Origin of the sequence: Hydrogenophaga pseudoflava (genome assembly GCF_031020795.1) — a bacterium.
Classification (GTDB): Bacteria; Pseudomonadota; Gammaproteobacteria; order Burkholderiales; family Burkholderiaceae_C; genus Hydrogenophaga; species Hydrogenophaga pseudoflava_A.
In genome coordinates this window covers 185,093-200,547 of record NZ_JAVHJP010000003.1, presented here as the reverse complement: position 1 = coordinate 200,547, position 15,455 = coordinate 185,093, and the positions used below count along the sequence as shown (strand labels likewise).

Annotated in this window: 14 protein-coding genes; 2 read left to right on the top strand and 12 right to left on the bottom strand. The window is 68.4% G+C overall.

Annotated elements, in window-relative coordinates; all coding sequences use genetic code 11:
• Nucleotides 1-118: 118 nt before the first annotated feature.
• The 11 genes from RCO38_RS10490 to RCO38_RS10440 form a co-directional block, all read right to left on the bottom strand.
• Complete coding sequence (locus RCO38_RS10490; protein ID WP_308328260.1) at nucleotides 119-949, bottom strand: urease accessory protein UreD; 831 nt, start codon at nucleotides 947-949, stop codon at nucleotides 119-121.
• A 117-nt stretch (nucleotides 950-1,066) separates the two neighbouring features.
• Complete coding sequence (locus tag RCO38_RS10485; RefSeq protein WP_308328259.1) at nucleotides 1,067-1,540, bottom strand: nucleoside deaminase; 474 nt, start codon at nucleotides 1,538-1,540, stop codon at nucleotides 1,067-1,069.
• Nucleotides 1,540-2,304, bottom strand: a complete 765-nt coding sequence (locus RCO38_RS10480; protein ID WP_308328258.1) for an ABC transporter permease — start codon at nucleotides 2,302-2,304, stop codon at nucleotides 1,540-1,542. Before RCO38_RS10480 ends, RCO38_RS10485 begins: the two co-directional genes overlap by 1 nt.
• Nucleotides 2,305-2,314: 10 nt before the next feature.
• The gene (locus RCO38_RS10475) at nucleotides 2,315-3,151 is read right to left on the bottom strand and encodes an ABC transporter ATP-binding protein (RefSeq protein ID WP_308328257.1); all 837 of its coding nucleotides are present in this window, start codon (nucleotides 3,149-3,151) and stop codon (nucleotides 2,315-2,317) included.
• Nucleotides 3,151-4,182 carry an ABC transporter substrate-binding protein gene (locus RCO38_RS10470; RefSeq protein WP_308328256.1) on the bottom strand — a complete coding sequence of 344 codons (1,032 nt, stop codon included), beginning with the start codon at nucleotides 4,180-4,182 and terminating at the stop codon, nucleotides 3,151-3,153. Before RCO38_RS10470 ends, RCO38_RS10475 begins: the two co-directional genes overlap by 1 nt.
• 226 nt (nucleotides 4,183-4,408) lie before the next feature.
• The gene (locus tag RCO38_RS10465; protein WP_308328255.1) at nucleotides 4,409-5,896 is read right to left on the bottom strand and encodes a nucleobase:cation symporter-2 family protein; all 1,488 of its coding nucleotides are present in this window, start codon (nucleotides 5,894-5,896) and stop codon (nucleotides 4,409-4,411) included.
• 168 nt (nucleotides 5,897-6,064) lie between these two features.
• A complete protein-coding gene (locus RCO38_RS10460; RefSeq protein ID WP_308328254.1) occupies nucleotides 6,065-8,365 on the bottom strand; it encodes an NADP-dependent malic enzyme in 2,301 nt (766 codons plus the stop codon).
• Nucleotides 8,366-8,453: 88 nt separating this feature from the next.
• Nucleotides 8,454-9,707 (bottom strand): M20 family metallopeptidase, encoded by a 1,254-nt coding sequence (locus tag RCO38_RS10455; protein WP_308328252.1) that lies wholly within the window; start codon nucleotides 9,705-9,707, stop codon nucleotides 8,454-8,456.
• 8 nt (nucleotides 9,708-9,715) lie between these two features.
• Entirely contained in the window at nucleotides 9,716-11,491 is a 1,776-nt protein-coding gene (uraD, locus tag RCO38_RS10450) for a 2-oxo-4-hydroxy-4-carboxy-5-ureidoimidazoline decarboxylase (protein ID WP_308328251.1), read from the bottom strand.
• Between the two features lie 16 nt (nucleotides 11,492-11,507).
• The gene (gene puuE, locus RCO38_RS10445) at nucleotides 11,508-12,461 is read right to left on the bottom strand and encodes an allantoinase PuuE (protein ID WP_308328250.1); all 954 of its coding nucleotides are present in this window, start codon (nucleotides 12,459-12,461) and stop codon (nucleotides 11,508-11,510) included.
• Between the two features lie 8 nt (nucleotides 12,462-12,469).
• Nucleotides 12,470-13,138: a GntR family transcriptional regulator gene (locus tag RCO38_RS10440; RefSeq protein ID WP_308328249.1), complete on the bottom strand. Its 669-nt coding sequence runs from the start codon at nucleotides 13,136-13,138 to the stop codon at nucleotides 12,470-12,472.
• 71 nt (nucleotides 13,139-13,209) lie between these two features.
• Between RCO38_RS10440 and uraH the strand changes: the two genes are divergently transcribed.
• A complete protein-coding gene (uraH, locus tag RCO38_RS10435) occupies nucleotides 13,210-13,563 on the top strand; it encodes a hydroxyisourate hydrolase (protein WP_308328248.1) in 354 nt (117 codons plus the stop codon).
• A gap of 222 nt (nucleotides 13,564-13,785) precedes the next feature.
• Here uraH and RCO38_RS10430 read toward each other — a convergent pair whose 3' ends face one another.
• Nucleotides 13,786-14,310, bottom strand: coding sequence for a hypothetical protein (locus RCO38_RS10430; RefSeq protein ID WP_308328247.1), 525 nt, complete (start codon nucleotides 14,308-14,310; stop codon nucleotides 13,786-13,788).
• Between the two features lie 163 nt (nucleotides 14,311-14,473).
• Between RCO38_RS10430 and xdhC the strand changes: the two genes are divergently transcribed.
• A complete protein-coding gene (xdhC, locus tag RCO38_RS10425) occupies nucleotides 14,474-15,295 on the top strand; it encodes a xanthine dehydrogenase accessory protein XdhC (RefSeq protein WP_308328246.1) in 822 nt (273 codons plus the stop codon).
• The last annotated feature ends 160 nt before the right edge of the window (nucleotides 15,296-15,455 follow it).

The following is a 15,455-nucleotide window of genomic DNA, read 5'->3' as shown; positions in this document are numbered from 1 at the left end:
GCGGGCGGCGCGGACGGAATGGCGATGGTCGTGGTGGAGCCTGCTCCGATTCTGTGCAGGGGCGCGCGCCGTTGATCGGCCGAACAGCGCGGCAAAACCGGGGCAGTTCGAGGAGGGCTCAGACCCGCCAGATGCGGGGCGGGTTGCCCGGCAGGCCCCAGGCCGCCGGGCGCAGGGCCGCCCAGACGCCCTGCAGGCAGGCCATCAGCGCCTCGACCAGCGGCGCCACGGCGCGCACCGCCAGCACCCGGTCGTTGGGGAAGGTGGCGCCGGCCACCACGTCCGCCGGCGCCTGCCCGAGGGCTTCGCGCACACGCTCCAGCAGGTGCTCGCGCCGCTCGCGCGCCAGCGGGCCGCCGGCGGCGAACACCAGGGTGCCCAGGCAGCGGTGGCCGCCCAGCCCGAGGGGCGAGTCCAGCAGGCGCCGGTCGTCGGCGGCGATGCGCGCCTGCTCCAGCCAGCAGCCGGGAATCTCCAGCCGCTGGAGGAACTCGCCGCGCTCGTAGGGCTGTGCCGCACCGGGCAGGCCCAGCGCGGTGACGTCCCACGCGATCAGCTCGGCGCCCTCGGCCAGGCTCGCGCTCCAGCGGTTCTCGGCGCGGCAGCCGGGGAAGGCGATGGTCTCCAGCGGCAGCCACTCCAGCCGGGCGCCGGCGTCCAGCTCCAGCCGCACCTGCTGCGTGGCGAAGGCCTCGTCGGTGGCGTAGAAACGGGTGGCGCCCGGGGTGCTGAGCAGGCCGTGGGCGCCAGCCGCCACCCGCACGCCGATGTCCAGCACATCACCCCCCACCAGGCCTCCCGGCGGATGCACGATCACGTTGTGGCAGACCGCGTCGCCTTCAGGGTAGAGGCTCTTGAAGATGCGCAGCGGGCCGTCGTGCGAGTGCTGCAGGACGGTGCGGTCACCTTGCCGTTGGTAGTCGAGGGAGAGACGGGCGTGCCAGGGCATACGAATCAGGATAGCCCCCCGCGCCGCTTCGCGTCACCCCCCAGGGGGCCATGCCAGTGGCCCGGCGAAGCCGGTTCCACGGCATTCTGGAACGGGATGTGTCGCACCTGAGCCGCTCTATCGTTTCCAGAAGTCGCGGTGCGGCGCCACCATCTCGGCCTCCAGCGCCGGGACGGGGCCGATCACTTCGATGGCCTTCTGACCGCGTGCGATCACATCGCGGCAGGGCAGGGCCAGGGTGGGGTTCTCGGCGTGGTTGCCCGTGAGCGCCAGCAGCGCCTCTTCGCTCGCGCCGTAGACGATGCGGCCGATGTTCGCCCAGTAGGCGGTGCCCGTGCACATGGCGCAGGGCTCGAAGGTGGTCACCAGGGTGCAGCCCCAGAGGAAGCCGGCCGGGTAGTTGAGCGAGGCCGTGCGCGCCAGCGTGGCCTCGGCGTGCTGCACGGTGTCGATGTTGCCCTGCTCGGCCAGCACCGTCTCGCCGTCGGGCGCGACCAGCAGCGCGCCGAAGGGGTGGCGGCCCATCTGCATGGCGCGCAGCGCCACGTCGTTGGCGCGGCGCAGATGGCGCGCGATCTGGTCGCCGGTCATCAGCCCTGGCTTCCGCGGTGCGCCCAGCCGGTGGTGTGCTTCTCGATGAAGCTGAACAGTTCGTACATCACCATGGCCATGATGCCCACGACCAGCAGGCCGCTGAACGCCAGGCCCATCTGCATCGAGCTGCCGGCCGAGATCAGCAGGTAGCCGATGCCTTCGTTGGCGGCGGTCATCTCGGACACCGTGGTGCCCACGAAGGCCAGCGTGATGGCCACCTTGAGCGAGCCATAGAAATACGGCATGGAGCGCGGCAGGCCCACCTTCATCAGCACGTCCCAGCGCCGGGCGCCGAGCACGCGCAGCACGTCTTCCAGCTCGGGCTCCAACGTGGCCAGGCCGGTGGCGATGTTGACCATGATGGGGAAGAAGCTGATCAGGAAGGCCGTGAGGATGGCCGGGCCGGCCCCGATGCCGAACCACACCACCAGGATCGGCACGAAGGCCGCCTTGGGCAGGGCGTTGAAGGCGGTCATCAGCGGATAGACCGCGGCGTAGGCCAGGCGCGAACTGCCGATCAGGAAGCCCAGCAGCACACCCACCACGATGGCGATGCCAAAGCCCGCCATGGTCACCCAGAAGGTGCGCCAGGCGTGACCGAGGATGGTGGTCTTGTGCTCCAGCGTCTGTTCCCAGATGCGCGAGGGGCTGGGGAAGATGAACTCCGAGACCTTGAAGCCGCTGCAGATCACTTCCCAGATCACGATGATCGCGATCAGCAGCAGCAGCGGCGACCAGCGCTCCATCTGTTTCTTGTTCATGCGATGGCTTTCACTGGTTGATCGTGGCGCCTGCTTTTCGCATGGCTCCAATGTGGCCGCGCAGCTCGTGCACGATGTCGGTGAACTCGGGTGTGTAGGTCACTTCGAGGTCGCGCGTGCGCGGAATCGGGATCTCGCGCTGCACCACGAAACGGCCGGGGCTCTTGCTCATGCAGTACACCGTGTCGGCCAGGAAGACGCTCTCGCGCAGGTCGTGCGTGACCAGGATGACGTTGAACTGCTGCGCCTCCCACAGGTCGCGCAGCGTGCACCAGAGTTCCTCGCGGGTGAACGCATCGAGGGCGCCGAAGGGTTCGTCCAGCAGCAGCATCTTGGGCTCGTGGATCAGCGCGCGGCAGATGCTGGCGCGCTGCTGCATGCCGCCCGAGAGCTCCCACGGGAACTTCTTCTCCATGCCGCCCAGGCCCACGCTGGCCAGCAGCTTCTTCGCGCGCTCCTCGTACTCCCTGCGCCGGTCCTTGAACTGGCTGCGGTACGGCTCCACGATTTCCAGCGGCAGCAGCACATTGTCCAGCGTGGTGCGCCAGGGCAGCAGGCTGGGCGCCTGGAAGGCCATGCCCGAGATCTTCAGCGGGCCGGTGACCGGCTGGCCGTCGATCGTGATCTTGCCCATGCTGGGCATCTTTAGCCCGGTCGTGAGCTTCATGAAGGTCGACTTGCCGCAGCCCGAAGGGCCGACGATGGCGATGAACTCGCCCTGGCGGACCTTGAGGTTGATGTCCTCGACGGCGAAGACGTTCTTCGCCAGCAGGTCGTCGTTGTAGGCCAGCCAGACCCCGTCGAAGTCGACGAAGGCCGGGTCGGCCGCAGAGGGCGCGCCGGCCATCACTTCTTGGCCGGGGGCAGCACGTTGAGTTCGGCCGCCGGGGGCAGCATGGAACCGTTCCACACCTGGGCCACATCGACGCGGTTCTTGGTGCCGTAGGCGTCGGAGACCTGCGAGGCCATCAGCGCCATGCGACCGGGCACGATCTGGCCGAAGCCTTCCCTGCGCGCGTCGGGGCTGGCCACCACGGAGTCCACCGCCAGCTGCAGGCGGCGCGTTTCAAGCGCGACGTTGATGATGCCGTCGCGTGCCTTCACGGTTTCGATGGTGGCGGCCGGGTTGGCCATGACTTCCTTGGCGCCCTTGGCGAACGCGCTGAGGAAGGCCTTGACCGCGGCCGGGTTCTCCTTGATGAGCTTGGGGCTGGCGATGACCACGTTGCCGTAGAGCTTCACGCCATGCTCGGCGTAGGGCAGGATGACCACGTCCTCCGCCTTCACGCCACGTGCCTCCAGGTTGAGCAGCGAGGTGAAGGAGAAGCCGGTGATGGCGTCGATGTCGCCGCGCACCAGCATGGTTTCGCGCAGCGGCGGGTCCATCGAGGTCCAGGCCACGTTGCCGATGTTGTTGGCCTTCTGGAAGATCGGAAAGCCTTTGCGGCCGGCGTCGAACACCGGTGCGCCGAGCTTCTTGCCGTTGAGGTCGGCCGGCTTGGTGATGCCGCTCTTCTTGAGCGCCAGCACCGCGGCGGGCGTGTTGTTGTAGACCATCATCACGGCCACCGGCTTGTTCGGTGCGTCCGGGTTGTTGGCGTGGAACTCCATCAGGGCGGCCATGTCGGCGAAGCCCATGTCGTAGGTGCCCGAGGCCACGCGGGTGACGGTGCCGCCCGAGCCGTTGCCGGCGTCGATGGTGACGTTCAGGCCGGCGGCCTTGTAGTAGCCCTTGGCCTCCGATTGCAGGAACAGTGCGGCCGGGCCTTCGAAGCGCCAGTCCAGCTGGAACTTGATGGCGGTCTGTGCATGGGCGCTGCCGAAGGCGGCAGCGGCGGCCAGGGCCGCGGTGAACTTGAGAAGGTGGCGTTTGTCCATGGTGGAAGGCTCCGTCGGGGTGGCGCGCGGGGATGCGGAAAGGGCTGAGAGCGGGTCAGCAATTTCAATGCCAGGCGCGGCGACAGCCTGCACATTGAACACAGAACGTGTATACAGATTTTTGGGGCTCCGGCCGGACACGTCATCCTGACTAACCCTGTAATGGTGCGGCGCGCACAAAAAAGGGGCCCCGCGTGGGGCCCCGGCAGAGCCTTGGGGGCCTTGCTCAGTGGGCTTCGGCCTGTTTGGCCGCGCGGATGGCGGCGGCTTCATCGGCCTTGCCACCGTTGAAGAACAGGTTCAGCAGCACGGCGCTGACCGAGGCCAGCAGGATGCCCGATTCGATCAGCGGGTGGATCGCGTGCGACATCCACTGCGAGTACTTCGGCGCGATCAGCGGGATCATGCCGACGCCGATGGAGATCGCCACGATCAGGGCGTTGTTGCGCTGGGTCTTGAAGTCCACGCCACCCAGGATGCGGATGCCGGTGGCCGCCACCATGCCGAACATCACCAGGCCGGCGCCGCCCAGCACCACGGTGGGCAGCGACTCCACCAGCGCCGCCATCTTGGGCAGCAGGCCCAGCACCAGCAGGATGACGCCGGCGGCCACGCAGACGAAGCGGCTCTTGACGCCGGTGACCGCGACCAGCCCCACGTTCTGCGAGAAGCTGGTGTAGGGGAATGTGTTGAAGATGCCGCCGAACAGGGTGCCCAGGCCGTCGGTGCGCAGGCCGCGGGCCAGCGCCGGCTGGTCGATCCTGCGGTCGGTCATCTCGCCCAGCGCCAGGAACATGCCGGTGGACTCGATCATCACCACGATCATCACCAGCGTCATGGTCAGCACCATGACCGGGTCAAAGATGGGGGTGCCGAAGTGGAAGGGCAGCACCACGTCCACCCACTTGGCCTGGCCGACCTTGTCGAAGTGCATCATGCCCATCATCGTGGCCATGATCCCGCCCACCACGATGCCGACCAGCACCGAGATGTTGGCCAGGAAACCTTTGGCGAACCGGGACACCAGGAGGATGGTGACCAGCACCGCGGCGGACACGGCCACACCCGGCAAGGCGGCGTAGCGCGGGTTGGGCTCGGTGGGGGCCAGCGTCAGGCCCTGCGGCACGGCCGGGTAGCCAGGCGTGCCGGCCGCGGCGGCGCTGCGCAGCGTGCTCAGCCACTCGCTGTGCTCCGGCGGCACCACCAGCGGCGCGGTGGGCCCGACCGGGTTGCCGAAGATCCAGTTGATGCCCACGCGCATCAGGTTGATGCCGATGACGGCGATGATGGTGCCGGTGACCACGGGCGGGAAGAAGCGCAGCAGGCGGCTGACCATCGGCGCGATCACGATGGAGATCACCCCGGCCCCGATGATGGCGCCGAACAGCATGCGCGCACCGTCGGTGCCCGGCGTGGTGTTGGCGATGGCCACCATGGGGCCGACGGCGGCGAAGGTCACGCCCATCATCACCGGCAACCGGATGCCGAACCACTGCGTGACGCCCAGGGCCTGGATCAGCGTGGCGATGCCGCAGCAGAACAGGTCGGCCGAGATCAGCATGGCCACCTCCTGCGGACTGAGCTTGAGGGCCCGGCCGACGATCAGCGGCACCGCGACCGCGCCCGCGTACATCACCAGCACATGTTGCAGGCCCAGCGCGGTGAGCTTGCTGCCGGGCAGTCGTTCGTCTACGGGGTGCACTGTTGTTGACATGTGGTCTCCTTGCTGCATGCAAAACTGTATACACATTATGTGTACCGCAAGAAGAGAGGCGCATCGGGGAAACCCTCGTGGGCCTCGCTCGCCGACGGGCGGTGTCCGGGGCCGCGGGCACAAAAAAAGGGACGCCGCAGCGTCCCTTTGGGTGGAGCGGGGAGCCGCTCAGCCGCGCGGGTTCGCCGCTGCGGCCAGGGCCGTCATGTTGAGCACGCGGCGCACGGTGGCCGCCGGCGTCAGGATGTAGGCCGGGCGGGCCACGCCGGTCAGCACCGGGCCCACGGTCACACCGCCGCTGGCGGTGGTCTTGAGCACGTTGTAGAGGATGTTCGCGGCGTCCACGTTGGGGCAGACCAGCAGGTTGGCCGAGCCGCTGAGCGTGGAGTCGCCCAGGTAGGCCTGGCGGATCTCGGGCTGCAGCGCGGCGTCGCCGTGCAGCTCACCGTCGCACTCGATCTCGGGGTGCTGGGCTACGAACAGGTCGCGCGCGGCGCGCATCTTCTTTGCGGACGCGCGCTTGCTGGAACCGAAGCTGGAATGCGAGAGGAAGGCCACTTTGGGCGGCAGGCCGAAGCGCTGCACCTGCTGGGCCGCCATCCAGGCGATCTCGGCCAGCTGCTCGGCCGTGGGGTCCTCGTTCACATAGGTGTCGGCGATGAACAGCGGTCCGTTGGCGGTCATCAGCGCATTGACGGCGGCGTAGTTGTTCACGCCGGGCGCCTTGCCGAGGATGCTGTCGATGCGCTCCAGGTGGGTGGCGTAGGTGCCGACCAGGCCGCAGATCAGCGCGTCCGCATCGCCCAGCGAGAGCATCAGCGAACCGATGATGGTGTTGGAGCGGCGCACCGCGGCCTTGGCGACCTCGGGCGTGGCGCCGTTGCGCTTCATCAGGCCGTGGTAGTGCTCCCAGTACTGGCGGAAGCGCGGGTCGTCCTCGGGGTTGACGTTTTCCACGTCCACGCCCAGGCGGATGCGCAGGCCGGCCTTCTCGATGCGGGCGTTGATGACCGCCGGCCGGCCGATCAGGATCGGCGTGGCCAGGCCATCGTCGATCGCCATCTGCGCGGCGCGCAGCGCACGCTCGTCCTCGCCGTCGGCGTAGGCCACGCGCTTCTTGTTGCCGGGCAGGGCCTTGGCGGCGTTGAAGATGGGGCGCATCAGGATGCCGGTCTGCGTCACGAAGCGCGAGAGCGACTGGCGGTAGGCGTCCATGTCGGTGATCGGGCGCGTGGCCACGCCGGAGTCGGCGGCGGCCTGCGCCACGGCCGGCGCGATCTTGAGGATCAGGCGCGTGTCGAAGGCCTTGGGGATGAGGTAGTCGGGGCCGAACACCAGTTCCTGCCCCGCGTAGGCGGCGGCCACCTCGTCGCTGGTCTCGGCCTTGGTCAGGTCGGCGATCTGGTGCACGCAGGCCATCTTCATCTCCTCCGTGATCTTGGTCGCGCCGCAGTCCAGCGCGCCACGGAAGATGTAGGGGAAGCACAGCACGTTGTTGACCTGGTTCGGGTAGTCCGAGCGGCCGGTGGCGATGATGCAGTCCGGCCGTGCGGCCTTGGCCACCTCGGGGCGGATCTCGGGCTCCGGATTGGCCAGCGCCAGGATGATGGGCTGGCGCGCCATGCTCCTGACCATGTCGGCGTCCACCACGCCCGCGGCCGAGCAGCCCAGGAACACGTCGGCGCCGTTCATGGCATCGGCCAGGGTGCGCGCGGCCGTGCTGCGGCAGTAGCGCTGCTTGGACTCGTCGAGCTTGCCGGCCAGCGCATCCGCGCGCTCGGTGTGGATCACGCCCTTGGAGTCGCAGACCAGGATGTTCTCGATGTTCACGCCCAGGTTGACCATCAGGTCCAGGCAGGCGATGGCCGCCGCACCCGCGCCGCTGACGGCGACCTTGACCGAACCGATGTCTTTCTTGACCAGCTCCAGGCCGTTGATCAGGGCGGCGCTGGAGATGATGGCGGTGCCGTGCTGGTCGTCGTGGAAGACCGGAATCTTCATGCGGTCGCGCAGCTTGCGCTCGATGTAGAAGCACTCGGGCGCCTTGATGTCTTCCAGGTTCACGCCACCCAGCGTGGGTTCGAGCGCCGCGATGATCTCCACCAGCTTGTCCGGATCCCGCTCGGCCAGCTCGATGTCGAACACGTCGATGCCGGCGAACTTCTTGAACAGGCAGCCCTTGCCCTCCATCACCGGCTTGCCGGCCAGCGGGCCGATGTCGCCCAGGCCCAGCACGGCCGTGCCGTTGGTGATCACACCCACCAGGTTGCCGCGGCTGGTGTACTCGGCCGCCAGGTTCGGGTCGGCCTGGATCGCCAGGCAGGGAAAGGCCACGCCGGGCGAATAGGCGAGCGACAGGTCGCGCTGGTTGGACAGCGGCTTGGTCGGAACGACGGCGATCTTGCCCTTGTTGGGTGAGCGGTGGTATTCGAGCGCGGCGTCGCGCAGGGCTTGTTCGGCGGGGGTCATGAGGTCTCCAAAGTGCGAACCGCCCGGCGGGGCGGGCGGTGATTGTGTCACGGGGAGGGGCGCGCGTTTATGCGGACTTCACAGGGATCTATGCCGCTGCCAGCAGGTCCAGCAGGGTGCGCGCGACCACCTTGGTCGCGCGGCGCAGATCCTCCAGGACCAGGTTCTCGTCGGCCCGTTTGGCATTGGACTCGCGCACCGTGCGCGGGCCGGCGCCGTAGATCACGCCGGGGATGCCGTGCTCGCCGTAGATGCGCACGTCGGTGTACAGCGGCGTGCCCACGGCGGGGATGGGCTCGCCGAACAGCTCGCTGCCGTGTTTCTGCAGGGCTTCGACCAGGGGCTTGTTGCCAGGCAGGGGCTTGAGCGCGCGCGCCAGCAGGATGCGCTTGACGTCCACGCTGATGGCGCGCCCGCCCCGCGGCGGCTGGTAGCGGGCGGCGGCCTCGGCGATGGTGCGGCGCAGGGCGGCCTCCACCTCGGCCGGGTCTTCCTCGGGGATCATGCGGCGGTCGAGCTTGAGCACCACCTTGCCGGGGATCACGTTGGTGTTGGTGCCGCCCTGGATCAGGCCGACGTTGAGGTAGGGGTGGGTGATGCCTTCGACGCCCGAGCGCAGCTTCAGGTACTCGGCGTTCAGTGCGTACAGCGCATTGAGGATGTGCACCGCGCCCTGCAGCGCGTCGGTGCCGCTGTCGGGGATGGCAGCGTGCGCCATGTCGCCGAGCACGGTGACCTCCAGCTGCAGGCAGCCGTTGTGCGCGATCACCACCTGGTAGCTGAAGCCGGCGGCGATCATGAGGTCGGGTTTGGTCAGGCCATTCTTGAGCAGCCACTCGGGACCCACCTCGCCCCCGAACTCCTCGTCGTAGGTCACGTGCAGTTCCACGCCGCCCTTGAGCGGCAGACCCAGCGATTCCAGGGCGCGGATGGCAAAGGTGAAATTGGCGATGTCGCACTTGCTCACCGCGGCGGCGCGGCCGTAGATCCTGCCGTCCGCGATCTCGCCGCCATACGGGTCGTGGGTCCAGCCCTCGCCGGGCGGCACCACGTCGCCATGGGCGTTGAGCGCCACGGTTCGGCCGCCGTCGCCAAAGCGGCGGCGCACGATCAGGTTGGTGATGGTTTCCAGCCCCGCGGCTTTGACCTCGGCGTCCGGCACGGCGTGCTTCTCGGCGGGCAGGCCCATGCCGGCCAGCAGCTCGGCGGTGCGCTCGGCGTGCGGCGCGTTGTTGCCGGGCGGCGTGTCGGTGGGCACGCGGATGAGTTCCTGCAGGAACCGCACTTCCTCGTCGAAGTGGGCGTCGATCCAGGCGTCGAGTTGCTGGTGGGCGGTGGTCATGGGGGCTTTCAGAGGGCTTCGGTGGTCAGTTGTTGCAGCACGTGGTCGAAGGCCTTGACGGCCAGGTCCATGTCGTCGGCGGTGCTGGATTCGAGCGGGTTGTGGCTGATGCCGCTGTTCTCGCCACGCACGAACAGCATGGCCTGCGGCATCACCTCGTGCAGCTTCATGGCGTCGTGGCCGGCGCCGCTGGGCATGCGGTAGATCGGCACCCCCAGGGCGGTGGCGGCGGCTTCCCAGCGCGCCTGCCATTCGGGGGCGCTGGGCGCGGCGGCGGCGCGCATGGTCTCTTCCAGCGTGTGGCGCAGGCCGCGGCGTTCGCAGATTTCCGCGAGCTTGGACAGCACGTCCTGCGCCAGCGCGTCGCGTTGTGCATTGGTCGGCGCGCGCATGTCCAGGCTGAACCTGCAGGCGCCTGGCACCACGTTGATGGAGCCGTTGGGCACCTGCAGCATGCCCACGGTGGCCACCGAATCGCCATCCTGCGCGGCGCGCTGTTCGGCATACAGGATCAGCTCCGCCACCGCCGCGGCGGCGTCGCGGCGGCGATCCATGGGCGTGGTGCCGGCGTGGCTGGCCATGCCGATGACCTCGCCGAGGTAGCGCACGCTGCCGTTGATGCTGGTCACGATGCCCAGCGGCAGGTTCAGTTCGTTGAGCACCGGCCCCTGTTCGATGTGCACCTCGATGAAGCCCAGGTACTGCGCCGGGTCGCGCTGCAGCCTGGGGATGTCGTCCAGGCACAGGCCGGCGTGCTGCATGGCCTCGCGCATGGTGACGCCATCGGCATCTTTCTGGTCCAGCCAGGCCGGGTCGAAGTGGCCGGTCAGCGCGCCGGAGCCCAGGAACGTCGCCTTGTAGCGCTGGCCTTCTTCTTCCGCGAAGCCCACGACCTCGATGCCAAACGGCAGGCGTTTCCCGGCCGCGTGCAGCTTCTGCACGCAGGCCATGGGCACGAAGATGCCCAGGCGCCCGTCGTACTTGCCGCCGTTGCGCACGGTGTCGTAGTGGCTACCGGAGATCAGGTACTTCGCGCCCGGTGTGGCGGCGTGGTAGCGCCCCACCACATTGCCCACGGCGTCGATCTCGATCTCGTCGAAGCCGCAGTCCTTCATCCAGTGGCTGATGCGCTGGGCGCAGGCGCGGTGCGCGTCGGTGAGGTAGGTGACGGTGAGCTGGCCTTTCTCCGCGTAGCCCGGGTCGCTGTGCTGCGCCAGCTTCTCCTGCCAGTCCCACACCAGTTGCCCGTCCACCGGTTCGAAGCCGAACTTGTCGTTCAGGCGGATCTCGGCGATGCGGTGGATGTTGCGCAGGCACTCCTGGCGCTCGAAGTCCGGGTGGCCGTGCACGCGGCGCTCGAAGGCCTCGATGATCTGCGCCTTGGTGAGCCCGGTGCCCCGCGGGCCGCGCACCGCCAGGATGAAGGGGAAGCCGAAGCGCGCGTTGTAGTCGGCGTTGAGCTGCTGGATGTGTGCAAACTCTTCGGGCGTGCAGTTCGTCAGGCCCGCCTTGGTCTGTTCGTGGGTCGATTCGGCGGTCAGCGTCCTGCTCACCATGGCCTTGCCGGCCAGTTCCGGGTGGGCGCGGATCAGCGCCAGCTGCGGCTCGATGCCGGCTTCGTCGAGCACGCGGGTCATCGCATGCTTGAGCTGGGCCAGCGAGGCGAAGGGCCTGCGCAACAGGGCACGCTCGGCGATCCAGGGCGAATGCTCGTACAGGCCGTCGAGCATCTGCAGCGCCTCGGGCAGGGGCGCCGCGTTGAGTTGGTCCAGGGTCAGGGGCATGTCGGGTTCTCCCGGCTCAGCCGGCGGTGTGCAAGGGGTGCATGGCCTTCCAGTGCCGCGCGATGTCCAGCCGGCGCGCCACCCAGACCTTGTCGTGCGACTGGATGTGGTCCAGGAAACGCTGCAGCGCGGTGATGCGGCCGGGGCGGCCGAGCAGGCGGCAGTGCATGCCGATGCTCATCATCTTGGGCCGGTCCAGGCCATCCGGGTCGCCTTCGGCGTACAGGGCATCGAAGGTGTCCTTCATGTACTGGAAGAACGGGTCGGCGTGCGAGTAGCCCTGGGGCAGCGCGAAGCGCATGTCGTTGCAGTCCAGCGTGTAAGGCACGATGAGCTGGTGCGCGTCGCTGCCGTCGGTCTTGCACACCTTCATCCAGAACGGCAGGTCTTCGCCGTAGTAGTCGCTGTCGTATTCGAAGCCGCCGTAGTCGGCCACCAGGCGGCGCGTGTGGGGGCTGTCGCGACCGGTGTACCAGCCCAGCGGCCGCTCGCCGGTCAGGCCTTCGATGATCTGCATCGCCTCGGCCATGTGGGCGCGTTCGGTGGCCTCGTCGATGTTCTGGTAGTGGATCCACTTCAGGCCGTGGCAGGCGATGTCGTACCCGAGTTCCTGGAACGCCGCGGTCAGTTCGGGGTGCTTCTGCAGCGCGGTGGACACGCCGAACACGGTCAGAGGCAGCTGGCGTTTCTCGAACTCGCGCAGGATGCGCCAGACGCCGGCGCGCGAGCCGTACTCGTAGATGCCTTCCATGCTGATGTGGCGGGCCTCGAAGGCGGCCGGGTTGAACATTTCCGAGAGGAACTGTTCGCTGGCCTTGTCGCCGTGCAGCACGCTGTTCTCGCCGCCCTCTTCGTAATTGAGGACGAACTGCACGGCGATGCGGGCGCCGCCGGGCCAGCGGGCGTGGGGCACGTCGCGGCCGTAGCCGACCAGGTCGCGCGGGTAGGGGGCGGTGCTGTCGTAGATCATGCGGGCGTTCAGGAAGAAAGGGCGACGGACAGGTCGTTGGTCGGCAGCTTGCGGTCGAAGGTCAGGCCCTCTTCCACGTGCAGCAGGTGCTCGTTCATCAGGCGCACCGCCAGATCCTCGTCCCGGGCGGCGAGTGCCTTGACGATGTCGGCGTGCTCCTCGTTGGAGTGCTCGGCGGCGGCGGTGCTCTGGTACATCAGGGTGATCAGGGCGCAGCGCGAGATCAGGTCGCGCAGCAGTTCGGCCAGCACCTCGTTGCCCATGAGTTCGGCCATGCGCACATGGAAGTCGCCCAGCAGTTCGGTGCGGCCGGGCACGTCCTGGTTGCTGACGGCCTGTTTCTCCTGGGCCACGTGCTCGCGCAGCGCCTTGAGTTTGGCGGGGGTGACCTGGCGAACAAACGCCCGTGTCATCTCGACCTCCAGCATGCGGCGCACCGCGAACACCTGTTTGGCCTCGTCGACCGACGGGGCCGCCACAAAGGCGCCGCGCGCCGGCTCCAGGCGGATGAGGCGGTTCTGGGAGAGCTGGAACAGGGCCTGGCGCACCAGGGTGCGCGAGACGCCGAAGTGGTCGGCCAGTTTCTGCTCGGCGAGCTTGGTACCCGGGTGCAGGCGGTGCTCGACGATGGCCCGGGTCAGCGATTCGACGATCTGGCTGGTGCTGGAGGTTTCCATGGATTCATCATATCCAGAAAAACAAAAAGTGTATACACTTTTGGTCGACCGAACTTCAAGAGGACTTCACCATGGGCCTGAGCACCCACGTTCTGGACACGATGCACGGCTGCCCCGCGGCGGGCATGGCCGTCGAGCTCTACACCACCGAGGGCGAGCAGGCCACGCTGGTCAGGCGCTTCACGCTGAACCACGACGGCCGCAACCCCGACGGCCCGCTGTACGACAACGCCAGCCTGAAGGTGGGCACCTACCGGCTGGTGTTCGATGTGAAGGGCTACTTCGCAGCCCGGGGCGTGCCGCTGCCCGAGCCGAATTTCCTGAACCGCGTGGCGCTGGATTTCGGCGTGGCCCACACCGATCAGCACTACCACGTGCCGCTCCTGGTGAGTCCGTGGAGCTATTCCACGTACCGGGGCAGCTAGAAACGATCCCCCCTCGCCGCCTTCGGCGTCACCCCCCAGGGGGCGATGCGAGTGGCCCGGCAAAGCCGGTTCCACCGCATCCTCGAGAAAGTCAGCGCGCCCCGATGACGTTGTCGGAGTGTGTGCTCCCCATCCAGTGGCACCGTGGAACGGGCTGTGCCCGGCCACAGGGGCCGTCCCCCCGCGCAGCAGGGGGGAAGCGCCGTCAGGCGCGCAGGGGGGCTACTTGTTCCTTTGCCCTTCGGTCAGCGTGTCCAGCTGGAACTGGCCGCTCTTGTCCCAGAGCCAGGTGTCGACGTAGTAGACACGGCCCATGAGCACAGGCGCCGGGTAGGGGGCGGCTTCCTGGATGGCGCGCTCGATCTCGGCCTTGGCACCGGGGTGGCTGGGGGGGCGCATCCAGTGCATCGTCACGATCTGGCCGCGGTGGTCCAGCTCCAGCTGCATCGTGCCCACGCCCTGCAGCAGCGGCGGCATCTTGCCTTTGAAGATGCGGTGAGCGTTCTTGTCATAGAGGTGGCGGGCGCCGTCGCGGCGGTAATCGCGCGGCGTGACCGCGTGCGACACGTAGGTGGGCGGGGATTCGACGGCCACCGGCGCCTCCGGCGGCGGGGCTGCCGTGGTCTCCAGCACCGGCTCGGCCGGCGGGGGCGTGGGCACCGGCGCGGCGCAGGCGGCGAGCAGGGCGGCCACGGCCAGGGCGGCCAGTCGGTGGACGGCAAGGAAACGGGTGCTTGGAGCGTGCATGGATGTCTCTCGGTGTCTTCGTGACTGTCGAAGTCGCCGCCAGGCAGGGCGCCATAGGGCTGGGGAGATGCAGTTTATGGTTCTTTGCCCACTTGCCCAAGCAAGACCCCGGTGGATACTGCCAGGCGGTCGCCGCATTGGCGTATTTGGACGGATTTTTGGCATGCACGCCACACAGCACCCCGATCTGGACCTTCTGTTTCAACGCCTGGCGCGGGCACCGGCGGTGCTGGTGTCCGTCTCGCGCACCCAGGGCTCGGTGCCGCGGGAGGCGGGCACCTGGATGGCCGTGTGGCCGGAGGGTCAGGTGGGCACCATCGGCGGCGGCCATCTGGAATGGGACGCGCTGAAGCAGGCCCGGGACGCGCTGGCGGCCGGCGCGTCGGCGCCCTGGACGCACCGGGTGGCGCTGGGCCCCAGCCTCGGGCAGTGCTGCGGCGGCGTGGTGGAGCTGTGCTTCGAGCCGGTCACGCAGGCCGGGGCGGCCGTCCTGCAGCAGCGGCTGGCGCCGGTGCTCACGCCGGTGGCGCTGTTTGGCGGCGGGCACGTCGGCCAGGCCATCGTGCGGGCGCTGGCACCGCTGCCGTTTGCGGTGCACTGGATCGACAGCCGCGACGGCGTGTTCCCTGAACCCCTGCCATCGACCGTGTGCGCCGAACACTCAGAGCCGGTGCGAGATGCGGTGCGCGACCTGCCGCCCGGCGCGCGGGTGCTGATCATGAGCTTCTCGCACGCCGAAGATCTGGACATCGTGGCGGCCTGCCTGCAGCGACGCCGGGCATCGGGCGACCTGCCGTTTGTGGGTCTGATCGGCAGCCAGACCAAGTGGGCCACCTTCCGGCGCCGGCTGTTCGAGCGAGGCTTCACCGAAGAGGAGCTCGGCGGCATCACCTGCCCCATCGGACTGCCTGGCATCGTCGGCAAGGAGCCGGCGGTGATCGCGGCCTCGGTGGTGGCTCAGTTGTTGCTTGTCCGGTCAGGGTAAGTACGGAACCAACTGTCTCCAAAAAGTGTATACACTTTATCCATCCGGTCGCAGCGGAGCGGGTGCCTGGGCCACAGCCCGGGTCACTCAATTACGCGGCCCTCAGCCGACTCAGAGCGCCCGCGGTGGTGAGTCGCAAACCCCGACGGACTGACCGTCC

Coding starts and splice junctions, on each gene's coding strand:
- RCO38_RS10475 (WP_308328257.1), bottom strand. CDS start 3,151: ATGGCCGGCGCGCCCTCTGCGGCCGACCCGGCCTTCGTCGACTTCGAC.
- uraD (WP_308328251.1), bottom strand. CDS start 11,491: ATGCCCCTGACCCTGGACCAACTCAACGCGGCGCCCCTGCCCGAGGCG.
- RCO38_RS10490 (WP_308328260.1), bottom strand. CDS start 949: ATGCCCTGGCACGCCCGTCTCTCCCTCGACTACCAACGGCAAGGTGAC.
- RCO38_RS10430 (WP_308328247.1), bottom strand. CDS start 14,310: ATGCACGCTCCAAGCACCCGTTTCCTTGCCGTCCACCGACTGGCCGCC.
- xdhC (WP_308328246.1), top strand. CDS start 14,474: ATGCACGCCACACAGCACCCCGATCTGGACCTTCTGTTTCAACGCCTG.
- puuE (WP_308328250.1), bottom strand. CDS start 12,461: ATGATCTACGACAGCACCGCCCCCTACCCGCGCGACCTGGTCGGCTAC.
- RCO38_RS10460 (WP_308328254.1), bottom strand. CDS start 8,365: ATGACCCCCGCCGAACAAGCCCTGCGCGACGCCGCGCTCGAATACCAC.
- uraH (WP_308328248.1), top strand. CDS start 13,210: ATGGGCCTGAGCACCCACGTTCTGGACACGATGCACGGCTGCCCCGCG.
- RCO38_RS10485 (WP_308328259.1), bottom strand. CDS start 1,540: ATGACCGGCGACCAGATCGCGCGCCATCTGCGCCGCGCCAACGACGTG.
- RCO38_RS10440 (WP_308328249.1), bottom strand. CDS start 13,138: ATGGAAACCTCCAGCACCAGCCAGATCGTCGAATCGCTGACCCGGGCC.
- RCO38_RS10455 (WP_308328252.1), bottom strand. CDS start 9,707: ATGACCACCGCCCACCAGCAACTCGACGCCTGGATCGACGCCCACTTC.
- RCO38_RS10480 (WP_308328258.1), bottom strand. CDS start 2,304: ATGAACAAGAAACAGATGGAGCGCTGGTCGCCGCTGCTGCTGCTGATC.
- RCO38_RS10470 (WP_308328256.1), bottom strand. CDS start 4,182: ATGGACAAACGCCACCTTCTCAAGTTCACCGCGGCCCTGGCCGCCGCT.
- RCO38_RS10465 (WP_308328255.1), bottom strand. CDS start 5,896: ATGTCAACAACAGTGCACCCCGTAGACGAACGACTGCCCGGCAGCAAG.